Source organism: Streptococcus sanguinis, from assembly GCF_050220005.1.
Lineage (GTDB): Bacteria > Bacillota > Bacilli > Lactobacillales > Streptococcaceae > Streptococcus > Streptococcus sanguinis_Z.
Genome location: NZ_CP071413.1, coordinates 2259772 through 2284553, shown reverse-complemented (window position 1 = coordinate 2284553; position 24782 = coordinate 2259772). Strand labels below are relative to the sequence as shown.

General features: G+C 43.0%; 24 protein-coding genes. 21 read left to right on the top strand and 3 right to left on the bottom strand.

From position 1 onward, the window contains the following. The first annotated feature begins 10 nt into the window (after positions 1–10). The 14 genes from J1C86_RS11245 (at position 11) to J1C86_RS11180 (ending at position 14886) form a co-directional block, all read left to right on the top strand. Positions 11–1498 (top strand): type II secretion system protein, encoded by a 1488-nt coding sequence (locus tag J1C86_RS11245; RefSeq protein WP_125407916.1) that lies wholly within the window; start codon positions 11–13, stop codon positions 1496–1498. 44 nt (positions 1499–1542) lie between these two features. Beyond that, positions 1543–2955 carry a pilus assembly protein PilM gene (pilM, locus tag J1C86_RS11240; RefSeq protein WP_111676819.1) on the top strand — a complete coding sequence of 471 codons (1413 nt, stop codon included), beginning with the start codon at positions 1543–1545 and terminating at the stop codon, positions 2953–2955. After that, positions 2955–3536, top strand: coding sequence for a PilN domain-containing protein (locus J1C86_RS11235; protein WP_002894178.1), 582 nt, complete (start codon positions 2955–2957; stop codon positions 3534–3536). Before pilM ends, J1C86_RS11235 begins: the two co-directional genes overlap by 1 nt. Further along, a complete protein-coding gene (locus tag J1C86_RS11230) occupies positions 3520–5106 on the top strand; it encodes a hypothetical protein (protein WP_002899351.1) in 1587 nt (528 codons plus the stop codon). Before J1C86_RS11235 ends, J1C86_RS11230 begins: the two co-directional genes overlap by 17 nt. 289 nt (positions 5107–5395) lie before the next feature. Beyond that, positions 5396–7105: an SSA_2305 family type IV pilus system protein gene (locus J1C86_RS11225; protein WP_427150803.1), complete on the top strand. Its 1710-nt coding sequence runs from the start codon at positions 5396–5398 to the stop codon at positions 7103–7105. A gap of 55 nt (positions 7106–7160) precedes the next feature. Next, positions 7161–8249, top strand: coding sequence for a hypothetical protein (locus tag J1C86_RS11220; protein WP_002922899.1), 1089 nt, complete (start codon positions 7161–7163; stop codon positions 8247–8249). 7 nt (positions 8250–8256) lie between these two features. Next, positions 8257–9321 (top strand): VanW family protein, encoded by a 1065-nt coding sequence (locus tag J1C86_RS11215; protein WP_061589442.1) that lies wholly within the window; start codon positions 8257–8259, stop codon positions 9319–9321. Then, positions 9318–10130 carry a prepilin peptidase gene (locus J1C86_RS11210; RefSeq protein WP_002922912.1) on the top strand — a complete coding sequence of 271 codons (813 nt, stop codon included), beginning with the start codon at positions 9318–9320 and terminating at the stop codon, positions 10128–10130. Before J1C86_RS11215 ends, J1C86_RS11210 begins: the two co-directional genes overlap by 4 nt. A 35-nt stretch (positions 10131–10165) precedes the next feature. After that, positions 10166–10765, top strand: a complete 600-nt coding sequence (locus tag J1C86_RS11205) for a glucosaminidase domain-containing protein (RefSeq protein WP_002894168.1) — start codon at positions 10166–10168, stop codon at positions 10763–10765. Between the two features lie 167 nt (positions 10766–10932). Next, complete coding sequence (locus J1C86_RS11200) at positions 10933–11847, top strand: hypothetical protein (protein WP_125407912.1); 915 nt, start codon at positions 10933–10935, stop codon at positions 11845–11847. A gap of 48 nt (positions 11848–11895) precedes the next feature. After that, positions 11896–12786, top strand: a complete 891-nt coding sequence (locus tag J1C86_RS11195; RefSeq protein ID WP_002911005.1) for a hypothetical protein — start codon at positions 11896–11898, stop codon at positions 12784–12786. A 51-nt stretch (positions 12787–12837) separates the two neighbouring features. Then, complete coding sequence (locus J1C86_RS11190; protein ID WP_002894161.1) at positions 12838–13872, top strand: SepM family pheromone-processing serine protease; 1035 nt, start codon at positions 12838–12840, stop codon at positions 13870–13872. A 196-nt stretch (positions 13873–14068) separates the two neighbouring features. Then, positions 14069–14665, top strand: a complete 597-nt coding sequence (locus J1C86_RS11185; protein ID WP_125407910.1) for a DUF3796 domain-containing protein — start codon at positions 14069–14071, stop codon at positions 14663–14665. Between the two features lie 2 nt (positions 14666–14667). Then, positions 14668–14886 (top strand): helix-turn-helix transcriptional regulator, encoded by a 219-nt coding sequence (locus J1C86_RS11180; RefSeq protein WP_004189475.1) that lies wholly within the window; start codon positions 14668–14670, stop codon positions 14884–14886. 109 nt (positions 14887–14995) lie between these two features. Here the strand turns inward: J1C86_RS11180 and rpmG are convergent, their stop codons facing one another. After that, positions 14996–15145, bottom strand: coding sequence for a 50S ribosomal protein L33 (gene rpmG / locus J1C86_RS11175; protein ID WP_001265622.1), 150 nt, complete (start codon positions 15143–15145; stop codon positions 14996–14998). A gap of 15 nt (positions 15146–15160) precedes the next feature. Next, positions 15161–15343 (bottom strand): 50S ribosomal protein L32, encoded by a 183-nt coding sequence (rpmF, locus tag J1C86_RS11170; protein WP_002894148.1) that lies wholly within the window; start codon positions 15341–15343, stop codon positions 15161–15163. A 288-nt stretch (positions 15344–15631) separates the two neighbouring features. Between rpmF and ilvD the strand changes: the two genes are divergently transcribed. Next, a complete protein-coding gene (gene ilvD, locus J1C86_RS11165; protein ID WP_032907459.1) occupies positions 15632–17335 on the top strand; it encodes a dihydroxy-acid dehydratase in 1704 nt (567 codons plus the stop codon). Positions 17336–17417: 82 nt separating this feature from the next. Here the strand turns inward: ilvD and J1C86_RS11160 are convergent, their stop codons facing one another. Continuing rightward, on the bottom strand, positions 17418–17759 hold the full coding sequence (locus J1C86_RS11160) for a metal-sulfur cluster assembly factor (RefSeq protein WP_011837671.1): 342 nt from the start codon (positions 17757–17759) through the stop codon (positions 17418–17420). Between the two features lie 181 nt (positions 17760–17940). Between J1C86_RS11160 and hisS the strand changes: the two genes are divergently transcribed. The 6 genes from hisS (at position 17941) to essB (ending at position 24781) form a co-directional block, all read left to right on the top strand. Then, entirely contained in the window at positions 17941–19221 is a 1281-nt protein-coding gene (hisS, locus tag J1C86_RS11155) for a histidine--tRNA ligase (RefSeq protein WP_125407908.1), read from the top strand. 167 nt (positions 19222–19388) lie between these two features. After that, positions 19389–19676, top strand: coding sequence for a WXG100 family type VII secretion target (locus tag J1C86_RS11150; protein WP_032909143.1), 288 nt, complete (start codon positions 19389–19391; stop codon positions 19674–19676). Positions 19677–19910: 234 nt separating this feature from the next. Further along, the gene (gene esaA, locus J1C86_RS11145) at positions 19911–22814 is read left to right on the top strand and encodes a type VII secretion protein EsaA (protein ID WP_125407906.1); all 2904 of its coding nucleotides are present in this window, start codon (positions 19911–19913) and stop codon (positions 22812–22814) included. Between the two features lie 6 nt (positions 22815–22820). Continuing rightward, positions 22821–23279, top strand: a complete 459-nt coding sequence (gene essA / locus J1C86_RS11140; RefSeq protein WP_002907520.1) for a type VII secretion protein EssA — start codon at positions 22821–22823, stop codon at positions 23277–23279. Between the two features lies 1 nt (position 23280). After that, positions 23281–23520, top strand: a complete 240-nt coding sequence (locus tag J1C86_RS11135; protein WP_002907519.1) for an EsaB/YukD family protein — start codon at positions 23281–23283, stop codon at positions 23518–23520. A 1-nt stretch (position 23521) separates the two neighbouring features. Beyond that, complete coding sequence (gene essB, locus J1C86_RS11130; RefSeq protein ID WP_075202709.1) at positions 23522–24781, top strand: type VII secretion protein EssB; 1260 nt, start codon at positions 23522–23524, stop codon at positions 24779–24781. The last annotated feature ends 1 nt before the right edge of the window (position 24782 follow it).

Below are 24782 nucleotides of genomic sequence, written 5' to 3'. Positions count from 1 at the left end.
AGGAAGAGCGATGGAAAAAATGCGAAGAACCAGAGGTTTTACTCTAGTTGAGGTTTTGATAGCCCTCATTTTGATAGGTGTCATTGCAGCAGGATTATTGACTTTCTTTTCTACTGGTTACCAGAATATTCTGGGCCAGCGTAATCAAAATGCTTTGAACTTTGACATTCAGGAAGATTTTGAAACCCGGTTAGCAAAAATTAAAAAAGATGGTGGAAGTGGCAACGATGTTGAAACTTTCACCTATCGTATAGGTAAAAACGGCCGGAGCAACAGCGTTAGCGTCAAGGGTACGACCCTGTCTTATAAGGATAATAAAGTCAAGAATATCCATCTCTTTGCCGCAAATAAAAAGGAAATCCCCTTGGATATTCCTGAGGATTTGGTCGTTTCATTAAAAGACACAAGTCGTTACTATTATTATGCTGGTGAGACTAGTCCGACAGGTCAAGCAGGCTTCAAAGATAACAAACAGTCTACAAAGGCTAAGATTCATACCAGTTCTGCTTGGTTTCTCAGCGAGTCCAGTATTAATTATAATAATAGTAAGATTGTTCCGGTAGGAACGTTGGGGCCTAATATAGAGAATACTGGTTTTGGTATAGTATTACCTAAGATGCCAGATGATTTTCAACAAATAAGTAGTAATGAGAAACCGATTACTATCACAGATGAGATGCGCGGACGTTATCTCACCTTTGCTGCAAGAGGAATTAACTCATTTGGACGTGTTGGAAAATACCAAGAAGCTACACAGCGAATTTGGGTTATGGGTCTTCCTAATCGTGGGATGAGACCTAATCTAGTGCTTCATACAGATGCTGATTTAGCTCTGATGCGGAACTCTGATAACACAATTTCAGCGATACCAGCTGATGGGGTAGCGCACACTAATACTGTTGTGGCAAACTATGCGGAAACTAAAAAGAATGGAGTCTATGGAGTTGTTATTCCTGTTATCAACTATAAGGAACCAGCTATCAATCAGACCAGACAGCTAATCGCTCTTAACGACTCCAAAATTCAGTTTAGTAATCACGATTTCAATAAGGGTTATACGACCTCAATTTTAATTGGGAATCGTCAGCAGACAGGCTCGCTGTTAACTTATAAGCTAGATAATTCCTTGAACTGGACAGTTAGCTTGGAAGCTAATGGTAAAATTGCTATCGAGACAGTTGATAACACTAATGCTAATAATGGTGGTCGACAATATGCAAATGTTGTACTAGATTATACAAAGGATAATTCCATTCAGGTTCGCGCCTCTGTGACAAACAAGATTTTAAAACTTGAAGTCTTCGTCAATGGTGCTTTAGCTCACACACACGAACTCTTCATGGAGCGCAATGGTGTGACTCATGATATTAGGAGAAGTCAGATTATATTTGGCGGAAAAACTTTTATAAATGAGTTTGCTGTCTATAACAAGAAGTTGACAGACAGCGAGATTAATATTCTTGCTGAGTATTTCAGCGACAAATACAGAGCGAAATAATTAGGGAAATAGTTTTTAGGAAAAATAAGGGAGATTAGGAGATTATGGCAAAAAATATGTTTTCGTCCAAGGGGCGCAGAAGAGCTTTGGACGAAGAAGATAATGAGAAAAAAGGCTCATTTTTAGGAAAATTAAATAAACCGCTCTTCTCATCAAAAGGGAAACATAAAGAACACTTATCTATTCAAGGAGTTCAGATCAAGTCAGATCGTCAAGAAGACTTTGACGATGAGGAAAAATCAACAGCAAAAGGGAGCTTCTTAACCAAGCTCAACAAGCCGCTCTTTTCTAAGAATAGTGGCAGTGATGACATGCCTGCTAAGTCTGGAAATCGTTCGCTCTTTGCTAAGAAAGGCAGTGGTGCGGCGAGCCAACCGGTCACTAGAATGCATGCACCTTACACGATGTTTGGCAAGCCAATCAAGGGCAATCTGATGGCCATTGACTTCACTGACGAATCAGTCTATTTGGTTGTTGCTAGACAGAAGCGCAATGAGCTGGAGATTATCAAAATGGCATCTGCTAATCTGCCAGAAGGTGTTGTACTGAATAGTGAGATTATCGACCCGATTACTCTCAAAAATATTATCAGCGACTTGATGGAGCAGCATGCGATCACTGCTAAGTACGCTTTCTTTGCTCTGGGCAATACCAATATCATCGCCCGTTCGGTTGATGTGGCAGCTAGTGTGCAGAATGATGAGGATATTGAGGGCTTGGTATCTTACGAGCTTCAGCAATATCTGGATATTGATCCGACTTCTTATGTTATTCAATTCCAAGAGCAAGAGTCTAATTCAGCCTTTCCGCTTGATGAAGATACTCGCTCACTCATGGTCTATGCTGTGCCAAAAGGCGTGGTAGAGCAATATCTGGGCTTGGCTGAGAATTTGAAGCTGACACCTTATGTCTTTGACCTTCAGTCTAATACCTTTGAAAAATGGCTGGAACGCGTTCAGGCGATTAACAATCGCGCTAAGAAGCTGACCAAGGAAAATGTCGGCATGGTACATCTGAGCAAGAGCTTCATCGGTGTTTATCTCTACTCAGAAGGCAAGTTTGTGACTAGCAACTATCTCAACCGTGGCTACAAGGACATCCTGAGCTATGCAGACGACGCTAGTCTTTTGCAAAAGCTTCCGGCAGTGGCTTCAGATGATCTGGATACAGGTCTCTTGAAGAGGGCCTTGGATGAGTGGGTGGCTGATGCTAAGAACCACATTCTCAATACTGAAAACTTCTTTAGCGGATCAACCGGTCTTAACATTGACAGTTTCTACGTCTTTGGTGACCAAGATATCTGTTGGCAGTTGGCAGCTATTCTGAAGCAGAGCATGAATCGGGAATTTATCTCAATTGATAATGTAGATTATGAGAATGTACTGTGGGAAGGTTCTGCCGAGTTTAATGCGGAGTTCATTCCGGCTACAGCCATGTTGATTAGGAGAGCGAACTAATGCGGAGAGATTTAAACTACTTTTCAAAATATCATGTGGCACCGGCCAAGGCCAGTCCACTGAAACTTGCTGCTATTTCCGCTTTTGCTGGTATTGCAGCGATTATGATTGTGCTGATTGGCTTCTTCCAGTTTAGCGCTATGCACCTCCAAGGCGAGATTGACCGAGCGGAGCAGACACTCAAGAGTCCAGAGATGGCTCAAGAGCTGAAGGCAGTCTCTGAGACTGAAGATAAGATTGTTACGGTCAAGAATGACGAACTTCTCTTTACCAGCCTAGAAGGCGACTTCCGCCGCCTGCACCGAGTAAACAAAGCCTTTATGGACTTCCTTAATAAAAACGTGACAAGAAACTTGGTCTTTGACGATATCAAGATTAATAACGACAATGTAGAAATCAATGGTTCGTCTCAAGAGCATCTTTCTATCGCTAAGTTTGAGGAAGAGCTTCGTAAGTCTGAGAAGTTTAACCATATTTTTGTGGATAACATTACTCGCGAGGAAAAGGATAACAATACAGTGTACAAGTTTAACATTAAAATTTTGACGAAGGATGTAGATTTCAATGAAGAGCAAAAATGAGAAAGAAAAGAAAAAAATCCTGAGTAATTTAAATGAGCGTGACAAGAAATTGTTGGCCTGTGTTGGAGGAGTAGCGGTACTTGCTGGTGGTGGGTATCTGGTAACAAATTCTTATACACGGATGGCGCAGTTAGCTGAAGAGCATGCAACTATCTCGACAGAGTTGGAAGGCAAGAATGCCAAGATTAGTCAGAGGAAGTCTCTTACCAAACAGCTCCAAACTTTGAATGCTAAGACTCTGGATCAGGCTAAGAAATACTATGGTACGACCAATCAAGGGGAGTTTATCTTCTTGATTGACAAGCTAGTCAACGAAAGCGGTATTAAATTCAAGTCTGTCAACTACACTGAGAGCACAGAGTTGGAACTCCAGCAGGAGGGATTGGCTGCGACTTCGTCCAAAGGGCAAAACTCCAACTCTTCTGGTACGACTAGCAGTTCAAGCTCGAGTGAGACGTCTTCTTCATCCAGTACGACCTCTAGCTCGTCTGGTACATCGTCCTCATCTTCATCTAGCAGCAGTTCTTCATCTGATGCGAATACTGCAACAACAACTGCAGCTAATACAGCGACACCAGGGAACGGAACGACCAATAATACCAACATCACGCAGATGACAGCGGACATTGAGTTCGAAGGAACTTATACACAGGTTCTGAAATTGTTGGAATTGATTGATGGCAATCAACAAAAAATCGTTTCCAGCGAGCTGGAATTAGGCGGAAAGAAAAGCCTGTCTAGCACGGAGGAAAACAAAAATCCTGATCTAACCAGCGGTAAAATCAAGCTACGTTTCTATCAGGTTAAAGACGTCGAGCGCTATGTGACTCTAGAGAGCAATGTCGATAAGACACCGATTCAGTTTGCCAATTGGGAATCTCCATTTGCGATTCCGACTTGGCAGGCGGGCTCTATATCTGTAACGACAGCTGGTGGCGGCACTGATGCAACTGGCAATAAGGGCAGTTTGGGGGCCGCAACAACCAATACAACTAGCAGCGCGAATGCTAACAGCAGTACCAATCTGGCTCCATCTTATCTGGAGCAGCTTAGCACTCAGTCGAGTCGGAACGATGGTCTGTCAGCTTATTACAATTCATCAACCATCTACCGCTTCGAGTCACCTCTTAAGCTGACTCAGTCAGGCGGCAGCAATCAGTATGATGTGACGGTTGACAATACGGACTTCCTTGAGGGTTCAGGTTCCAATGTGGTTAAGATTCCAGCAACCAAGTCTTCTACTATGTATGAAATGGAATTTGCAGCACCGTATGTATCCTTGAATAATAAGCCTGATGCTATCAGCTTCTCTCTTTCTCTGTCTAATCAATGGCAGGGCAAGATTGGCTTGATTGTCAAGAATGCCAGTGGTCAGAAGATTTACCTTCATGTCATTCGTCCAAACAGCTGGACTGGCTGGCGCGAAGTTAGCTTCGATCCTGAAAACATTCCAGGATTCAGCTATCCAATGACTATTGTGGGTTACTACTTTGAAACTCCGAGCGGAGAAAGCCCTGAAACGACTATGAAGCTGGATAACCTATCTGTGAATAACTTGGTAGTGAGCTAAAATACTTTGAAAAAATACCAAATAAGTCTATGGTTTAAAATTTCAAGAGCATGACTAAATTTTTTCTTAAAAAAATGCTAAAAACCAAGTTATTAGACTAGTATTCACGGTGCATTTATAGTAAACTAAAACATAGAGATATTTGAAGTATAATACAAGCAAACTCAGAATAGACGCCCGAGTCTATTTTGGGTTTTAATGGAGTTTATGGAAAAACAAAATCAAGACTGGTTTTGCATTGAAAAAGTTTAATATCATTTAGAAAGTGGGGGGTGTCGAAAATATTCAAATGGCATATTTTTTACCTTTTGGAGCAGGGCTTATAGCGCTGCATACGATTAGCATTTTATTTGTTTCTAGGATTTCATTAATAAAGCGCCTTTTTCTCGTAGTATGGGTCATGCTATTTGCGATTGGTGCTCCATTCCTCTTTCAACAAGTTCCCGGCATAGCCTTTGTTGGACTCTGTGCTTTGGCCTTGGCTGTCTATATGGTGCTGCTCTTTTCACAGGAGCTAGCTCCAGTCAAGAAGAGAGCAACTGCTTCAGCGCGAAGCAGAAGCCAGAAGCATGCCAAGAGCTCACACAAGAAAGCGGAAGCGACGAGCGCAGGCTTGTCATCTGCTAGAGATTTGAACTTCTCCAATGCTTCAACCGGTAGGATGAGAAAGGAAAGTAAAGAAAGGGTTCAGGCTGAGGAAAGTCCGGCAAGGCAGAGAGCATCTGCTTCTGGTCGCACCCTAGCAGACCGTTCTATCAAAAAGGATATGACAAGATTTGAGAAAGTAAAACCTCTCTACCCTGTTGATAACTTGGCTACAGCTCCTGCATTTGGAGAGTACGAGCCAAACAGTCAGCTAGCGGCAGCTGAGGTCGGTATGGTGGGTATGGATCACAGCGCACAAAAGGCCAATGATGAATTTTTGCAGTCCCTGCTTCATCACCGCAAGGGCTCTACTAAGATTAAGGTGGCCAACTCTCTGATTCAGCCTACGGAAGCAAATGCAGCCGGCAATCAAGGCTATACAGATATAGATGATCCAGCCTTTGAGACAGCTGTTCTGTCTAAGATCAGACCGATGTCCTATACGGAGTCTAGCTATGGTAACTTCAGACCGCAGGCGGTTGAGGTGACAGGTGTTGTTTCTCAAGATGAGGAAGAATTCTTCACTGAGCAAGAACAAGCTCAGCAGCCAGTGGCAGAAGAAGTAAGCAATAGCTTGGAAGATGTTTTTGCTGCTACGGGAGATATCAAGCCAGTTAGAGCGGATGAGTCGAGAGCAGCAAACAGCTTAGAATCTCTCTTCTTTGCTGACTCAGACACTGAGCCACAAGCTAAGATGGATTCCGCCTTCAGTCAAGCAGCTGCAGAGCCAGAATTTTCTGCTGCTGAAGAGTCTATGGTTAGCCGTGATCGTGCTGATATTCAGGGTTATCAAGATATCCTCAGCCAGATTCAGCATGATTTGTTGGGATCTGAAGAGGAAGATTTGACTGCTGAAGAGGCAGAGACTTTGGAGGAAGAAAGTAGCTTCGCACCTGCAGCAGAAACGTTTGAGTTTGAAGCAGCTGCTGAACCAGCTGTTGTTCAATCAGTTTCTGAAGACGCTCTTTGGACACAGGCTGAGCCTGTTCAAGAAGCAGTTGCAGATGAGACAGAAGAAGACTTGCTCAAGGGAATTGCTGACATCCTCAAAGCTGAGGAAGCACAAGTCAAAGCAGCTCCGGCCGTTCCGGCTGCAGATGAGACAGAAGAAGATTTGCTTCAGAAAATCACTGACATCCTCAAGGCTGAGGAAGCAACAGAAGCAAGACCAGCAGCAACTGCGGGAGATAAAGAAGTCTATTTCCAATTCCTCCTACTGGAAAGTCAGGAATTATTGGCTTCTAATGCAGTTCAAGAAGCTGAGAGCTATCTGAAAGAAATTGTCCAAGGCAGCTCAGATCAAAATCTTCGTCAAGAAGCGTTCAACATGCTGGACAAAATCGTGAAAAATTAATACTATATAAACATACAATTGATTGTAATCAATTAGAAGGGTTTTAGGGGAAATTATGAAAAGTTGTAAAACAATCACAGGGACCGTTGTCATTGAGATTGAAAAAGGGATGGGACTGGGTGAAGTCCATGAAGTCTTTGTTGACGAGGGGGTCAATCTGACTTTTGTCATTAAGTCAAAGCAGTCTGAACAGCCTTTTGCCTTGCTGTCTAGCAAGAACATCCAAGGCATCGGTGACTTTGCGGTCATGGTAGAAAACAGCTCAGTTTTTCAAGAGCTGGAAGAGGCCGATCTGAAGGTCTTAAACGACAAGCAGGGTAGTGTCTTTGACGAAATTGTTATCACAATTGATGGAAACAAGGTGGGAACTGTTGTTGACTATCATATTGACGAAAAGAATGAAATTGGTTACTTGGTGGTTAATTCTGAAGATGCCAGCGAGGAAATTCAGATTCCTAAATCACGCATCTTGATGATTGGTAAAGAGTATATCATCCTCAATGATGAAAAAAAGACAGCTCCTCATCTTGAAGCAGATGTAGAAATGGGACGTCTGGCTGCAGCAGATCTGCTCCATGAGACTGAGGCTGCAAAGCCTGCCGAAAAAATTGAGGAAGTAGTTGCTGAAGCTCCTGTATTTGAGCCAGTTGTAGATGAAAAAGCAGATGTAAAAGAAGAAGCTGCGACAGATTTGACAGAGGCCTTGGCAGCTGTAGGTCTGGGAGCCGCTGCTCCTGAGTTGGAGTTTTCTGAAGCAGTCGTAGAGACAGCAGAAGAACCAGAAGTTCAAGACTTGGTACAAGAAACAACAGCTCCAGCTGAAGAAGAAGTTGAAGAAACAGATGCAGCGCTGAGTCTGGATGCTGCTTTGGAAGAAGTGTTGGCAGCCCCTGCTGAGGAAGTAGAAACAACTATCAGCACAGCGCCAGTTGCTGAAGAAGAGTCAGGAGCAAAGAAAGCTGTTAACGACTTTATCGATCGGCAAAAACGTCTTCTGGTAGGCAAAACACTGCAAAAAGATCTTGTTAATGCAGATGGAGGAGTTATCCTGAATGCCGGAGATACTGTTTCAGATGACATCATTGATTTTCTTCGCCGTATCGACCGTAAATTCCTTATCCGCTTAGCTGAATGCGTAGTATAAGGTTGGGATGAGATTCATGTCAAGAAGAAAAAGAAAGGTTTCATCAAAATATCAAAAACTACTTCCAGCAGCGACACTTGCTGCCTTTCTGCTGGGTAGTTTATTTTATGTCATTTTTGTCTTTAATCCAACGATTGACCTGAGTATCAATGGCCGTCCCTCTATGAAGGTACGCTCTCGAAGCGAAGCTGAGATTGAAGTTTACAGGGATCTGCCCTATAAGGCGACTTTTCAGCTGTCTACGGGGCAACACTTCTCTGTAGATATGCGCTTTTTAGGACTGAGCTATTTCACAGAAGAAGAGCTCAAGCGGCTGGATAATATCTCAGCCAAGACAGTTTGGGATAAGTTTACACCGTTTTTCGATACCAAGGAAAACCTGCAGATTTCCATCTATCCCAATCGACTCTTTTGGCTCAGACCTTTAAATGATGTCTTGGCTGCCCATCCTGATGTTCTCAGTCAGCTTCCAACGACCAATCATCTGGTCATGGACGGCGAGTCTAATGTAAAGGTGGGAGACAAGTCTAATGGCTATAAGATTGACCCTGCTGCTTTTATCCAAGCATCTGAGGAGATTGCCAAGACTGGTAAATTTGATGATGTCAAGGTTGAGAGTACGCCTGTTGAAGCAGAAGATCAAAGTGAGCTTCTGAGCCAATATACGCACTTTATAGAGCGTAAGGAAGTACCACTGCCGACTAACGCTGCCCAAGCTCAAAACATGAAGACAGCCTTTTATAAGCTGCAGAATGTTTACTTGGCTCCTGGCGAGACCAAGTCTATCTCAGAGTTGCTGGGCGCTTTGAATGCGGAGTCTGGCTATCTGCCAGTCAAGGACAAGGATAATAAAGAAGTTTACGGTCAGGGTGCTGAGCAGATTATAGATGCCATTCAGCAGCTCGCCTTTTCACGGACCAATGTTATTTCCTATCGAGGACAGTATTTCAACATTGGGACGCCGTCTGAAGGTTTGACCGAATTGACCATTCAAAACAATACAGAAACAGATATGGTGTTTTCATTAAGTTTGGAGGAGGGGCAAGTATCCATCATTCTGGCATCTAAGTGATACTCAAGGGAAGTCGAAGTTTGACATTGTCACCTGAGATTTTCAAAGAGTATAAAAAGGGAAAAATTATGATTGCAAGTTTAGTATTTATATTAGGTGTCGTATTTGGGAGCTTTTTCAATGTCGTCATCTACCGTGTGCCACTGGAAAAGAGCATTGCAAAGGGTCGATCTATGTGTCCGTCCTGCGGTCATGTCTTGACTTCGGTGGAGCTGATTCCGGTTGTGTCGATTATCATGCAGGGCTTTAAATGCAAGCACTGCAAGGAGCCGATTTCACCGCGCTATCTCATTGTGGAGCTCCTGACGGGTCTGCTCTGGCTAGCCTCTTATCTGATCTTTCAAGATCAGGGGCCATGGATGGTTGTTTCAGCCTGCCTCTTGGTGTCGCTTTGTCTCATTATCGGTTATATCGATTTTGATACTCAGTACATCTCGGACTCGGTTCTGCTGGTTTTCTGGCTGGGCCGTATGGCTGTTACGTTTTTTACCAGTGAATTCAATTGGGAACTGCTCTTTTCGCTGCTAGTCGGCGCTGGTCTCTACTCTCTCATTTATTTTGGGGCCAAAGCTTATTACAAGAAAGAGGCTTTCGGGATGGGGGATATTCTCTACTTAGCTGCCCTGAGCAGTTGGTTTAGCCCCTTGAATACGCTGATTTTAGGATATGGTTCTTTCTTTGTAGCTGGAGCGATTCTCTTAATCGCAACCATCTTTAAGAAATTCAAATTTAAGTTGAAAGAAGAAGTCCCTTTTGGTCCTGCTATGAGTATCATGGCGGTCATCCTATATTTCTGGGGAGGAATCTAGGAAACCAAAAGCGACAATAGAAATGGATAGAAAAAATGTTTAGGAAGAAAAAAGTTATCATAGCATTAGCGACAGCTACTGTCCTTTCAGGCAGTGTGCTGCCTGTCAGCCGCCTAGCGGCAAATGAAAAGGCCAGTCTGGATCCATCTTTAGTGCAGGTGTCAGATCAGTTTCAGGCCAAGAAAACAGGAGCAGTCGTCTTTTCAGAAGATGTAACAGTGCCAAGCACAGTGTCAGCTGATTTCATTGATAGTCGTCTGGCTGGCACACCGATGGCTGGATTGGGAAAAGCTTTCAAAAAAGCAGAGAAAGATCATGGAGTTAATGCAATTTTTCTCGTAGGGCTGGCTATTCACGAATCGGATTACGGCCGCAGTCAGATTGCTCAGGCCAAGCACAACCTGTTTGGTTTCATGGCTTATGACTCCAGTCCTTTTTCCAGTGCAGGAAATTTCGCAACATTTGACGACGGTATAGATACAGTTGCCCGCTATCTCAGCGAGCACTATCTCAAGCCTGGCGGTCAGTTCTACAATGGTAAGAGCATGGCTGCTATCAATGTAAGATACGCATCTGACAAAACTTGGTCAAGCAAGATTATGATTCGTATTCGAAATTTTTTGAAAAAAGGTTAAGGAGGCTGGGACAATCGTGTCTCAGCTTGCTTTATTATAGAAAGAATTTCTTTTGGTGAGGCGACTGACGGGGTTTTTCTTGCTCTCTGGGGCTCTAAAAATTCCTAATCATCCTCTCGGGACTAAAAAATCAAAAACTTGCTTCTGCGACATCTACATCGTCTTTTATGGCGAAAAATGACTTAATTAGGGGATTTATGAAAAGAAAGTTTGACGTAAGCGATGTGTTAAAGGAAGCCTGGGGACTGACTGTTGATTACTTTTTTGTATGGACAGCAGGGCTTGCTATCATTCAACTGCCGTTTTTTATTCTGGGACTGTTAATTCTATTTTTTTCTCCATTGACTTCTACGTTTGTTCCAAGTATAATTCTGCTGGGATTTCTATGTTCTTTTGTGATTGCTTATATCCATAAGTTTTCCTTGACCATGGTTCGTAATCCGCAGATGGTGCGAAGAAACTTCTGGAGAGCTGTTGGCTACAGTATTTCTGATGGCTTTTTTGGACGTTTGCTTTCTATGTCTATTTACGTCTTTATATCTTTCTTGGCTATATTACTTCTTTTTGTATACTTCTATAATGCCTTGATGTCAGATGCAAATTTTCAAGAGATTATGAGAAACGGGCTTATTTGGGTTGCAAATAATCAAGAGAAGATGGCTAGTATGCTCTTCCTGGTTTTTTTGATAGCACCAATGTTTAACTTGGTATTCCATTTGTTTTACAGTTATTTTATCGTTTCTCACTTCTTCTTGTTGCCCTATATTATTCAGGATACCAACTCCTCTGATAACCTCTTGCGTCCTCTGTCAGCCTTTGGCAGCTTGGGCAAGTCCTTTTCTCGTATGAATGGTCAGAGGGGGCGTTACTTACTGGTAGAGCTTGTCTTAAAGCTTATTCCTGTAGTATTGGGTCTGATAGAAGTTTTGAGTTTACTTTTTAGTGTTGGTGTGTCTAATATTGTGGGAATGATTGTTAGTATGATAAATGGCTTTTTGCTGATTTATGCCTTGGCAGCCCGCTCGGTTATGGCTGACATCCTGATGTCTTATGATCGGGAAATAGTTAATTTTGGAGATTAATATTTATGAAAAAATTAGAAAGGGTTTTAGGATTTAGGATAATGAACGATGAATGATGTAAAAGTAACAAGGGTTTTCAGAGAAGCTTGGATTTTTGTTACAGAATATTATTTTGTCTGGCTGAAAGGCCTTTTGCTGGTCGGAATCCCGCTTGCAGTGCTGGGCTGGTTTCTTTTTCCGCTGGTTTCGAGTTGGTCTTACCGGTCCATTTTAGTCTTGACTTGTTTGGCATTTATAATTGCCTTCGGTTTTGCTTACGTCAATAAATTTGCCTTGACAGTGATACGAAATCCGCAGATGGTTAAGCTCTATTTTGGCTATGCAGTTTGGTACAGTATCTCAGATGGCTTGCTTACTCGCCTCTTTTATTCCTTCATTGTCAGTGCAGTCCAGGTTCTGATTTTGTACATGGGTTGGTCGGCAATCGGCATCAATCTTGGGGTGGCTAGTCTCTTTGCCTTTTATCGGAGGGCAGTAAGTCCAGAGGCCATTGTGATTTTCCAGTTTCTCTTTCCTTTCTTGTTCATGGTCTTTTACCTGCTCTTCACTTATCTGGTTGATTCGCACTTCTTTTTGCTGTCTTATATCATTCAGGATACTAGCTCCAGAGACAATCTGGCCAAGCCGCTTTCGTTTTATGGCTGTTTGAGAAAGTCAGTCCTACTGATGAAGGAGCGCAGGGGTCGCTATGTTCTGCTCAGCTTTTTTCTAGCTTCTTTTGGTGGGTTGATTGGCTTGGGTACTCATCTCCTGATGGATCTGATAAGGCAGTATATTGCTCCCTTGCTGGGGGAACTGGATGATTTACTTGGCCTGATCCAGATGATTCCTGTTCTGGTTTTCAGTAGCTTTTACTGTGTATTTGTTCTGGTTGTTCGGACAGTTTTTGCTGATACTCTGATGGAAAATGATACAGAAGTGGTGGATTTTGGTGATTAATTTAGGAAGTAGCAAGGCTAGACAATACTTGATAGAAACAAGAGGAAGGATATGAAATCAGTAACAAGAATCTTAATAACAGCTTTGGTGCTAACTGGGATAGGCTTTATTCCTCTCCCTTATGAATTAGAGACCGTGAGGCCGGCTTTGAATGCCAAAGACTTTGTCCAAGTGCAAGGAGGAACTGATAAAGGAAAAGGTAAAATCTATGTCATGGCTGTTGGTGTTTCCAAGGCCCGAGTGTTCAGTCTCTTTTTGACTCTGCTGCCTAATTATAGGCTGGAAACAGAGTATGTCTCTGTTCCTGAAAACTATTTCGATAAGGAAAAGGGGCGGGAAGAGCGAGAGAACAGCACTATGGGGTCTTCCCATCTCAATGCCTTGCAGGTGGCTTATCAGGCTGCTGGTCGTACTGTTGAGATTAGACATAAAGAGATTTATGTAGGTGGCATCAGCAGTGAGACGCCTCTGTCAAAGGAGCTGCAGCGAGGTGATGTGATTTTAAAGATTGACAATCAGACTTACACTAGCCCATACGACATCGTTGATCAGATGGAACAGCGGACAGTCGGAGATGTGGTATCAATTGAGTACAGCCGTAATGGTGTAATCGGTTTGGCTAGCGGTCCTGTGATTGTGGATGAGACAACTGGTAAGCCTGGTTTGGGAATCGAATTGGGTTCTAAAGCTAGTGTTGCCATGAATCCTCTGACGGAGTTTAAGAGCAACGGTGTAGCAGGTCCCTCTGGTGGACTCATGTTCAGTTTGGAGCTTTACAATCAGCTCGTGTCTGAAGACATTACTAAAGGAAAAACTATTGCTGGTACTGGAACGATTGACCACAAGGGAAATGTTGGCCGGATTGGCGGGATAGAGATGAAGGTCATGGCTGCAGATAAGGCAGGCGCTGAGATTTTCTTTGTTCCTGATGATACTATTGACGCCGATATTGCCCAGTACAATCCCAAGCTGCGCTCTAACTACCATGAGGCACTTCGTGCTTCTATCAAAATCAAGAGTAAAATGAAAATCGTCCCTGTCAAAACCTTCAACGAAGCTTTGAACTATCTCAGAGAGATGGAATAAGGGACTTTGCTATTCTTGAATAATCAATAAAAACATAGGACCTTGCTGGTTATTTATCTGGCAAGGGCTTTTATTATAGAATTTTTTCAAATAATTGCCACCTTAGCACATAAATACTTGATTTATAAATCGCTGTGTGATATATTTATAACATAAAGAGTGTTAAATATTTCTAACACCAGGAAAGGAGTCTATCATGAAAAATAGTCAAAAAACGGGTGGTCTCATTGCGATGATTGCCGCAGCTCTCTTTATTGATTTTACTGTTTTATTTGGTTCTAATCTTAGTTGGGGACCCAAGTTAGTTATTGTTGGTATTTCAGTATTAGGTCAGATTATAGCTATTTGGGGCTGGCTACACATGAAACCATGGCCGGGGAAGAGTCAGAAAGGTAAGGAAAAGACTATTTTTGACTTGTCTGCTAAGCTGTACACGATGCTTCTGTTTGCAGCAACCATTTTTTATACAGTAGGGATTTGGGTTGCGACCCCAAGCGTAAGATCTGGCATTAAAGAATGGATTTTGGGAGTTGGTCTCGTTATTGAAGTGATTGTATTTGGTTTTTTCTCTTTGAAAAATGTCAAGGAAACTCCAGATGAACGTTTCTATGCTAATTTAGCTAAGGCAGCTAGCTTAATGTTTGTCTTTATACTAGGCGCACTGATGATCCTAGCAGTTATCATTGGGTACATGGGTTCTCTCACTCTTTACATGGGCCAGATCTTTATTAGCATAGCTGCCTTGATTTGCATCTTTGCGGTTGTCTATCTTATCTTAGAACGGAGAGGATGATCATGGCCAAAGAAAGCAAGATTATCACCAATCTCAAATATATCCGAGAATCCAAGGGCATGACCCAGCAGGAGCTAGCTGACCGCATCGGCATGCGGCGCGAGACAATTCTGCACTTGGAAAATAACCGCTACAATCCTTCGCTGGAAATGGCTCTCAAAATTGCTCAAGTCTTCAATCTGAAAGTAGAAGACCTCTTCGAACTCAGACAGAAAGAGTAGGCATAATTCTTTTCGAGATCTAGTATTGAGTTTGTTGTTCAGCTAGGGCTTGAAGCAAAAAGAAAAAATCCTTTGAAACGTTGATTCCAAAGGATTTTTGTTATATAAATTATTTCACTTCTGTAAACACAACGTGCTTGCGAAGTTTTGGTGAGTATTTCTTCAATTGAAGACGGTCTGGTGTGTTGCGCTTGTTTTTAGAAGTAAGGTACAAGCGTTCACCAGATTCTTTGTGTTCAAGTGTGATATTTACGCGCATGGTAGCTCCCTTCTATTATTCTGCTGCAGCAGCTTTGGCAATCTTACGGCCCTTGTAGTATCCTTTAAGGGATACACGGTGAGAGCGTGAGTAATCACCAGTAGTTTCATCAAAAGTTACAGTTGGAGCTGTCACTTTGTAGTGAGTGCGGCGTTTGTTTTTCTTCGCTTTGGAAGTGCGACGTGCAGGTACTGCCATTGTTTGTTTCTCCTTTTAGATTGTGAATTCGATTCAATTTGATGATTTTCATCAACTTTAATAGTATAACAAAACTTTTTTGTAAAGTAAAGTTACTTGACAGATTTTTTCTTCTTTTTAAGAAAAACCTGAGCTTCTAGTTGTCATCTTTTTGCTTGAGAGGAAAAAGTTTCAAATTCGCCTCCATATTTTCCTAATCTTCTGAAAATTTAAAAATTTTCCTCTGTAAAATACAGCCTAAGTGTGGTATAATAAAGCACAAAGATTACTGCAATGAAAGGGAAAGCTATGACAGATAAGGATATTCGTCACAGAAGTAAGATTTATGACAGTATGGTTAAATCTCCTAACCGTGCCATGCTTCGCGCGACGGGGATGACTGATAAAGATTTTGAAACGCCTATTGTTGGTGTGATTTCCACTTGGGCGGAAAATACACCTTGTAACATCCATTTGCATGACTTGGGCAAGCTGGCCAAGGAAGGCATCAAAGCAGAGGGCGCTTGGCCTGTTCAGTACGGGACTATTACGGTTGCGGACGGGATTGCCATGGGAACACCGGGCATGCGCTTCTCTCTGACCTCACGCGACATCATCGCAGACTCCATCGAAGCTGCCATGGGCGGGCACAATGTGGATGCCTTTGTAGCTATCGGGGGCTGTGATAAAAATATGCCAGGCTCCATGATTGCCATTGCTAACATGGATATTCCTGCTATCTTTGCCTACGGCGGAACGATTGCGCCGGGGAATCTGGACGGCAAGGACATTGACTTGGTTTCTGTCTTTGAAGGAATCGGGAAATGGAATCATGGCGACTTGACAGCTGAGGAAGTGCGCCGCATCGAGTGTAATGCATGTCCTGGACCTGGTGGCTGTGGCGGTATGTACACGGCCAATACTATGGCGACGGCTATTGAAGTTCTGGGCATGAGTCTGCCAGGTTCCTCTTCTCACCCTGCTGAGTCCAAGGACAAGCAAGAGGATATCGAAGCAGCTGGCCGTGCCGTCGTGAAAATGCTGAAGATGGGGCTGAAGCCGTCTGATATTTTGACACGTGAAGCCTTTGAAGATGCAATCACAGTGACTATGGCTCTGGGTGGTTCTACAAATGCTACTCTGCACTTGCTAGCCATGGCTCATGCGGCCAATGTTGAGCTGACGCTAGATGACTTTAATGTCATTCAAGAGAAGGTGCCACATTTGGCTGACTTGAAACCATCCGGTCAGTATGTCTTCCAAGACCTTTACGAGGTTGGGGGAGTGCCGGCTGTGATGAAATACCTTTTGGCGAACGGCTTCCTGCATGGTGATCGCATCACTTGTACAGGTAAGACGGTGGCAGAGAATCTAGCAGAATTTGCTGATCTGACACCAGGTCAAAAGGTCATTATGCCGCTTGAAAATCCAAAACGTGCAGACGGTCCGCTTATCATCTTGCATGGTAATCTAGCTCCAGACGGCGCTGTTGCTAAGGTTTCTGGTGTTAAAGTACGCCGTCACGTCGGACCGGCCAAGGTCTTTGACTCAGAAGAAGCCGCTATTGATGCGGTACTGGCCGATGAAGTGGTCGATGGCGATGTGGTTGTAGTTCGCTACGTTGGACCAAAGGGTGGCCCTGGTATGCCAGAGATGCTGTCACTTTCGTCTATTATCGTAGGGAAGGGGCAAGGAGACAAGGTGGCTCTTCTAACAGATGGTCGCTTCTCAGGTGGTACTTACGGCCTGGTTGTCGGACACATTGCTCCGGAAGCTCAGGATGGTGGCCCGATTGCCTATCTTCGTACAGGCGATATGGTCACGGTTGACCAAGATACCAAGGAAATCTCTATGGCAGTCTCTGACGAAGAGCTGGCGAAACGTAAGGCAGAAACGACTATTCCACCGCTTTATAGTCGCGGGGTACTTGGTAAATATGCTCACATGGTATCGTCTGCCGCTAAAGGTGCTGTTACTGACTTCTGGAAACCAGAAGAAACAGGTAAGAAATAGCCTATATATGACAAAAGAACCCGCTAGTTTTTCTAGCGGGTTTGGTGTTTTTATTTTAAATGTAGATAAACTAAGTTCCTTCTTATCTAGGACTGATTCCCAGAGCAATGCGGCCGAAGCGGCTGATACGGGTGATTTTCCAAGCAGGAGACCAAGTAACCTCGACAGAGGCACTTTCAATCTCTTCAATTTTCTTAAGAGAGTCCATGATGGCGATGGGCAGACTCTCAGCACAATCACAGGCTGTATCGGTAAAGGTCATAACAACCTTGCAGTGGCCGGTTTCGTCTAAGTTGATTTCATAAATCAGCCCTAAGTTATAGACATCCAGCTCTACATCCGGATCGTAAATACGCTCGAGCTTCTCCACCAACTTATCCTGAATGGCAGCTGCTCGGTCGTTGATTTTGATGTCGTCTCTCATAGCTATTCCCTTCTATTCTGAGTTGAATTGTTTTTATTTTCTCACAATTCTGACTTTTTTTCAAGCTATTTTGGAACATGAAAACGGATTTAGTTCTTCCAAATGAAAAATCCCTTTCGGGCTCCTCAAAATGGCGGACTTATGATAGAATATAAGTACTAAAGAAGGCGGAGGTCAGAAGATGAAATTACAAAAACCTAAAGGAACTCAGGATATTCTTCCTCAGGAATCAGCCAAGTGGCAGTATGTAGAAGACTTTGCCCGCAAGACATTTAGAAAATATAATTACGGTGAAATTCGTACGCCAATTTTTGAGCACTATGAAGTCATTAGCCGCTCTGTCGGGGATACGACAGACATTGTGACTAAGGAAATGTATGACTTCTATGATAAGGGCGACCGTCATATCACGCTGCGTCCAGAGGGGACAGCGCCTGTGGTGCGTTCTTATGTAGAGAATAAACTTTTTGCTCCTGAAGTGCAAAAGCCTGTCAAAGTCTATTATATGGGATCTATGTTCCGCTATGAGCGGCCTCAGGCTGGCCGTCTGCGGGAATTTCACCAGATTGGTGCAGAGTGTTTTGGCTCTAGTAATCCTGCTACAGATGTAGAAATGATTGCCATGGCGGCTCAGTTTTTCAAGGATATTGGCATTACCAATGTCAGCTTGGAGCTTAACTCACTGGGGAATCCTGAGAGCAGAGCTGCTTACCGTCAGGCCTTGATTGATTATCTGACCCCATTGAAGGCTAGCCTATCAGCAGATAGCCAACGTCGCTTGGAGGAGAATCCGCTGCGCGTGCTGGATTCTAAAGAGCCCGAGGACAAGGAGGCTGTAAAAGGCGCTCCGTCTATTCTGGATTATCTGGATGAGGAGAGCAGTGCCTACTTTGCGGCCGTTCGCTCCATGCTGGAGACCTTGCAGCTTCCTTATGTCATCAATACCAATATGGTCCGTGGCTTAGACTACTATAATCACACCATTTTCGAGTTTACGACAGAGGTGGCTGGCAGTCAGCTGACTATTTGTGCCGGTGGCCGTTATGATGGGCTGGTGGCTTACTTTGGTGGCCCTGAAACGCCAGGTGTTGGCTTTGGTATGGGCTTAGAACGCCTACTTCTCGTACTTGACAAGCAAGGAGTAGAGCTGCCGATTGAAACCGCTCTGGATGTTTATGTAGCTGTTTTAGGAACTGGTGCCAATGGCAGAGCTTTGGAGTTAGTGCAGGCTCTCCGCGCACAAGGATTTGCGGCAGAAAGGGATTATCTAGACCGCAAGCTCAAGGCTCAGTTTAAGTCGGCTGATATCTTTAAAGCCAAAACTCTTATCACCTTGGGTGAAAGCGAAGTAGAAAGCGGTCAGGTAACTGTTAAGAACAATCATAATCGTGAGGAGATTATTGTTAGCCTAGACCAAATCCAAGAAAACTATCAGCGTATTTTTGAGAAATTGGGGTTTTAAAGGTTTGAATCTAACAGTCAAAAACGCTATAGTATCAGACGTTTAAACGAACTTGGTTGACAACATGTCAATATATTTTCTAAAAAAATATATTTAAAAACTTGAAACATAAAGTGATTATTGATATAATGTACCCGTTATATAAATTTGCTAAAGGAGAAACAACTATGGCACAAATTAAATTAACTCCAGAAGATCTACGCACATCTGCGCAAAGATACACTCAAGGTTCTGAAAATGTAACTCAAGTTCTTAATGAATTGACTCGTGAACAAGGTATTATCTCAGATAACTGGGATGGTTCTGCATTTGATAGCTTTGAAGCACAATTCAATGAATTGACTCCAAAAATCAGAGAATTTGCAACCTTGCTTCAAGATATTAATGCTCAATTGGTTAAAGTTGCTGACATTGTTGAGCAAACTGACCAAGATATCGCTGCACAAATTCACTAATTTTGTTATAACGGCTTTAGGAAGGCAAGAGCCTTCCTATTTTTGTAAAGATTAAAAATGAAAAAATGGCAGTTTCTTTCATGTTTGATAAGAAAATCACTGCAATGTAAAGGCAAGCTCTGACAATCTGAATCAACATCTGAATTAGACTGTTAGAGCTGTTTGTGTCTTTCTGTGTGCTTTTTTATGTAACAGTAAACTAAAAAATTTAAAAAGAAAAAGAAATTTACATCCATGGGAAATAAAAAATTACTTAAGTATATAGGAAACGTTGTTTTAGTCATCGCCTTGCTGGCTGCAGTAGTGACGCTGAATGTCGCAGTGCAGAAGAATACAAGCAGCGCTAGAGACAGCAAAATCAAAACAGATCAAAAGACTAAGCTGAATGTCGCGGTCGTCAATGAAGATCGGGCTGTTAAGGTTGACAAGAAAGAGTATAATCTTGGAGCTAGCTATGTCAAAAATCTAGAACGGGATGACTCTCAAAACTGGTACATCGTGACGCGTGGAGCTGCAGATGCTGGCCTGGAAAGTGGGAAATACCAGCTGGTCGTGACGATTCCAAGTGACTTTTCGGAAAAAGTGCTAGATGTCAATGCTATCAGTGCAGATCGGACAATCGTCACTTATAAAGTTAACGCTGCAGGAAATCAGCAGATTGAAAATGAGGCCAATAGTCTGGCTAAGGATATTATCGCAGATCTAAATAGCCAGTTGGTTGATATGTATATGGCAAGTATCTTGAGCAATCTATATACAGCTCAGCAAAATGTGCAGGCTAGTTCAGAGGTGCAAATTACCAATATTGGCAATTATCGAACCAACTTGTTGGAGTCTGCTATTGGGTCTAAGAATATCTTCCCAACGTTGGTTAGTATGTCTGCCTCATCTGTCGAAGCCAATAACTCTTTGAAGACGACTCTGGAAACTTATGCTAAGGCTTTCGATGACTTGGATAATTCTCAGGCCACTTATGGAAAGAATTTTGATAGTCTTCTCAAACAGCGGGCGGATGACCAAATCAACTATGCCGCATTTATGAAGCAACTGATGGAAATGGATGAAAAAGTTGTCCATGATGATACTCAAAAACTCTACGCTAAGTTAGAAGAAACACAAAAAAATTTCACTAAACAGCTTGGCCCGACAGATGAAGTAAAAGATGTTGATGCTGATAATGTCAGTCAGCAATTACAGGATTTGGAAACTGCTTTGGAAACTGAACGTGGGCAATTAGATGTCCATAAACAACAGATTAAGGACTTTGTTGATAATAAATTAAGGACCTACTATGGTGTTGAAGAAGGCAAGCCTATTACTCTTAGCGCAGTGTTAGGAGATGCTACAACAAGCTACGATGTTTCTTTGAAGGCACAAATAGCTGAAGCAGTAAAAGCTTTGCCAGCTTCTCAACCAACAGAGGTGAAATTCGGATTGCCTGTTCCTGCTCTTGACTATTCAACCATTTCGCAATTTGGAACACCACAAGGAAATGGAGGTGCTGAGTTAGACAATCTGGCAGCAGCTGCAGAGAAAGCGGCTAGCTCTACAGCCAGCCCAGTTAATAGCCAGGTTGGAAAGGCTACTTTGTCAGTCACTCCACCAACAGGTGTAACAATTAAAACTATTACATACAATGGCGAAACAGTAGAAAATGGGCAAGAAATTAATTTAGCTGAGGGGGCTAATTTTAATGTGCAGTTCAGTGTAGCTAATGATGCTGCAGCCACTTCAGTTGACAGCTCAATTGATATTTCTCTGAATGGTATTAAGGTTGCAAGTGCGCCGGTGAATGTAGAGGATGCACAAAAAGCGGCAGCGGCATATGGAGCTAAAGTACAAGAGATTTCTTCTACCTATCAACACGTCATGTCTTTAATCCAAGCTTATAATTCTTTTGATGAGTTAAAAAATAAAGATATGTCTGAATCTTTATCGAAGCTTTTAGTACAAGCGGTTGAATCTAATCTGGGTGCTTATGAAAATAGTTTGTCTGATAGTAAAGATGGTAAGCCAGAGAATAGTGTCAAAGGGAAGTTGAATAATACGATTACCAGTCTGAAAAGTAAGATTGAAGATATCAAAGGAACTAACGCTAAACTCGCAACAGAAATCGGAGAACAGCTCAATCTTTATGATAACCTACAAACTAGAATGTCAGATATTTCAAAAGCTCAGGCTTCTTCTACAGAGGCGTTGGCTAAAACTGACACCGATTTGTCATCTCTGAATTCAGAATTCTCATCCTTGCTGTCTTCAACTTCTGGCGTTAAGTCTTCTTCACAGACCAATGTGCAAGCAGCTGATGGTGTCAACCAGATCTTCAGCAGCTTCAATCGTGAGCTGGAAAATGCACAAGGAACGACAGAGAAACTGTCTGCGAATGCTGAAAGCTTGATGGGACAATTCAATAAGGAATTGGAAGACAATGGCAACTTTGTGGAGTCCTTTGTCAAGGTTCTTAACAATGCCTATGAGAATGGTGTTCCTAATGAAGTATTGCTGGACTTCCTGTCTAATCCAGTTGCTCAGTCTTCTTCATCTGTCAAAGCGACTGTCAATGTTTACCGTCCATTCACATGGATCCTCTTGTTGGAGATTGTCAGTCTCTTTACGGCCTATCTTTTTGCAACGCAAAATATTGTGCGCAAGGTTAAAGACCGCTTTAAGCTTAATAAGCTACAAGATACCGATATTACGACTGTGGGCATCCTAGGCTTCCTGTCTCTGACGATTGGTCTGGTCATTGGGATTGTCTCCAGTATGCAGCTTCACATTGGCAAGGAATATGTTCCATCTTGGGTCTTGTTGATTGTGGTTGCTAGCTTTGTCTTGATTCAGGGGCAGTATTTATTCCTCAAGCATCTGCGCGTGATGGGCATGGGCTTAGCTTTCTTCATGATTATCAGCTTTGTCTACCTATCTAATGCTATTGGTACGACAGCTAGTCTGACTGGCTTCCCAGCCTTTATCAAGAGTTTGAATGCCTTGTCTGTGCTAGAAGGCATGCTGTCAGGTTACTTTGACGGCAAGACCGCTGGCTTCTTTGCCATCTTTGGCCTGATTGTTTTGCTGGCTCTGCTAGTTGCAGCTAATATCTTTATCAAGACTAGAACATTAAAAACTGAGGAAGTTTAAAAGAGTATGAAAAAAATTCTGTTTTTATTCCTACTTCTAAGTTCGTTTGCGGTGACGGCTGTTGCCGCAGATGAGCTTAAGGATAATCGTCTGCAGATAGATAATTCGCGGATTGAAAAAGAGCAAGAACTGAACTTTGGTGCACAATCGGAAGGCACCAAGTCTCTTTTCGTTGCTGAGAATCAGGAAAAAATTCAGGAAATGAAGCAGTATCAAAATAAACAGTTGGCCACAGAAGCGGGACAACTGTTTTCTGCTATACAGGGGCCGACGGATATTTACCATTCCAAGGAGCTTTTTCAGCCGGGAACGGAAAAATTGTCCAAGCTGCAGACGAGTTTGAAAAGCGATGAAGAAAGCAGCTGGGATGATTTTCTGCCAGGAGTAGTCTACTTTGTAGCAGCCATACTCTTGGTCAGTATGACTGTCTTTGTCAGCTATCGTATCAGTAAGGGAGAAGTATAAAATGGAAGGACATATCAACATCACCCTCCGTTTGCGGGATAAGGACGTGGATATTCGCATTCCTAAGCGGATTGAGGTCCGTCGTTTCATTCGGGAGATTGATCAGATTTTCAATATCGAAGGGAAGCGCCATAAGTATCAGCTGCGGATTGTTAACAAGGGGCTGATACTGGATGAGGGCAAGGTTTTGGCTGATTATCCAGTCACAACAGGAGATTTAGTAGAGATTGAGGAGATTTAAGGTGACTGAGGAAAAATTTGTATTTGCTGAACAAGAGTTTATCTATGAAAAAAATGACAAGAATTGGAGCCTAACACTGAAGCGTTCGGATGTAGCAACGCAAGATTTGCGGGAGCTCTTGCTTTTGGACCTGCACCATCCGCTTTTCTTGGAACAGGAGACTAAGGCCGACCACGATAGTGTCTACTTCACCTATCAGATTGAGCCTTTGGGGCTGTCCAAGGAAGAGATTGAAAAGCGCACGATTTCTGAGCGGATTCGTCTGGCTCTTAATGTTTTTGCTCTAGAAGCGGCACTGGAATTGCCGGTTACTTTTTTGTTGCATCCTAGCAATCTCTTTATTACCAAGGATGCGCAGGCGAAGATTGCTTATCGCGGAGTTCCCGGTATCATGACACCTCAGGCTATTTCTCGGGAGGACTTTTTGCGCCAGGCCAAGTGCTTTGCGGTGACGCTCTTTGCAGATCTGGACTTTATGGAGCTTTACAAGGGTTCGCTAGAGCTAGAAACTCTGCCAGATTTCCTAGTGGAACTGCGTGAGGCTGACAGTCTGGAAGATGCGGTTGCTGTTTTGGAGAAATCTTATCAGGAAAAGGCTGCAGAAGAAGCAGAGAAGCAGACACTGGTCTCCAAGCGCCAGCATAAGATTTTCAAACTGGCGACCATCTGGCTGACAGCAGCTGTTGTGATTTTGACCATTCCTTTGATTTACTTGATTTTCATACAAAATCCTTTCAAGGAAAAGCTGTTACAGGCGGATACTGCCTTCATCAAAGTGGACTATAGCAAGGTCATCGATGAGCTGGAGGGAATCTCTCCTAAGAGCCTGCCGAATACACAGAAATATGAACTGGCCTATTCTTATATTCAGGGGCTGGAATTTTCCGATGATCAGCGTAAGGTCATCCTGAACAATGTCACACTTAAATCAGATGATTTGTATCTCAATTACTGGATTCAAGTTGGACGTAATGATTTTGAAGATGCTTTGGATACAGCCAAACGGATTAATGACTCAGATCTAATCATCTACGCCTTGACGCAGGAGATGAAAAAGGTGCGTGAGGACGATAGTTTGTCTGGTAAGGATCGGGAGACTAAGCTTGAGTCCTTGGAAGGCGAGTATAAGAAATACTGGGATAGCCGCAAGGAGCTTCTAACTGGTGATTCTAGCTCAAGCGCTTCTGGCGAGGAAGGTTCTTCAGGAGCAAGCTCTTCCTCCAGCAGTGAAGCGTCATCTAGCAGTAGCGCGAAGGAGTAAG

Bases quoted from the DNA above. Each gene is read 5' to 3' on its own strand.
- J1C86_RS11245 (WP_125407916.1), top strand. From the start codon at position 11: ATGGAAAAAATGCGAAGAACCAGAGGTTTTACTCTAGTTGAGGTTTTG.
- pilM (WP_111676819.1), top strand. From the start codon at position 1,543: ATGGCAAAAAATATGTTTTCGTCCAAGGGGCGCAGAAGAGCTTTGGAC.
- J1C86_RS11235 (WP_002894178.1), top strand. From the start codon at position 2,955: ATGCGGAGAGATTTAAACTACTTTTCAAAATATCATGTGGCACCGGCC.
- J1C86_RS11230 (WP_002899351.1), top strand. From the start codon at position 3,520: ATGAAGAGCAAAAATGAGAAAGAAAAGAAAAAAATCCTGAGTAATTTA.
- J1C86_RS11225 (WP_427150803.1), top strand. From the start codon at position 5,396: ATGGCATATTTTTTACCTTTTGGAGCAGGGCTTATAGCGCTGCATACG.
- J1C86_RS11220 (WP_002922899.1), top strand. From the start codon at position 7,161: ATGAAAAGTTGTAAAACAATCACAGGGACCGTTGTCATTGAGATTGAA.
- J1C86_RS11215 (WP_061589442.1), top strand. From the start codon at position 8,257: ATGAGATTCATGTCAAGAAGAAAAAGAAAGGTTTCATCAAAATATCAA.
- J1C86_RS11205 (WP_002894168.1), top strand. From the start codon at position 10,166: ATGTTTAGGAAGAAAAAAGTTATCATAGCATTAGCGACAGCTACTGTC.
- J1C86_RS11200 (WP_125407912.1), top strand. From the start codon at position 10,933: ATGGCGAAAAATGACTTAATTAGGGGATTTATGAAAAGAAAGTTTGAC.
- J1C86_RS11195 (WP_002911005.1), top strand. From the start codon at position 11,896: ATGAATGATGTAAAAGTAACAAGGGTTTTCAGAGAAGCTTGGATTTTT.
- J1C86_RS11190 (WP_002894161.1), top strand. From the start codon at position 12,838: ATGAAATCAGTAACAAGAATCTTAATAACAGCTTTGGTGCTAACTGGG.
- J1C86_RS11185 (WP_125407910.1), top strand. From the start codon at position 14,069: ATGAAAAATAGTCAAAAAACGGGTGGTCTCATTGCGATGATTGCCGCA.
- J1C86_RS11180 (WP_004189475.1), top strand. From the start codon at position 14,668: ATGGCCAAAGAAAGCAAGATTATCACCAATCTCAAATATATCCGAGAA.
- rpmG (WP_001265622.1), bottom strand. From the start codon at position 15,145: ATGCGCGTAAATATCACACTTGAACACAAAGAATCTGGTGAACGCTTG.
- rpmF (WP_002894148.1), bottom strand. From the start codon at position 15,343: ATGGCAGTACCTGCACGTCGCACTTCCAAAGCGAAGAAAAACAAACGC.
- ilvD (WP_032907459.1), top strand. From the start codon at position 15,632: ATGACAGATAAGGATATTCGTCACAGAAGTAAGATTTATGACAGTATG.
- J1C86_RS11160 (WP_011837671.1), bottom strand. From the start codon at position 17,759: ATGAGAGACGACATCAAAATCAACGACCGAGCAGCTGCCATTCAGGAT.
- hisS (WP_125407908.1), top strand. From the start codon at position 17,941: ATGAAATTACAAAAACCTAAAGGAACTCAGGATATTCTTCCTCAGGAA.
- J1C86_RS11150 (WP_032909143.1), top strand. From the start codon at position 19,389: ATGGCACAAATTAAATTAACTCCAGAAGATCTACGCACATCTGCGCAA.
- esaA (WP_125407906.1), top strand. From the start codon at position 19,911: ATGGGAAATAAAAAATTACTTAAGTATATAGGAAACGTTGTTTTAGTC.
- essA (WP_002907520.1), top strand. From the start codon at position 22,821: ATGAAAAAAATTCTGTTTTTATTCCTACTTCTAAGTTCGTTTGCGGTG.
- J1C86_RS11135 (WP_002907519.1), top strand. From the start codon at position 23,281: ATGGAAGGACATATCAACATCACCCTCCGTTTGCGGGATAAGGACGTG.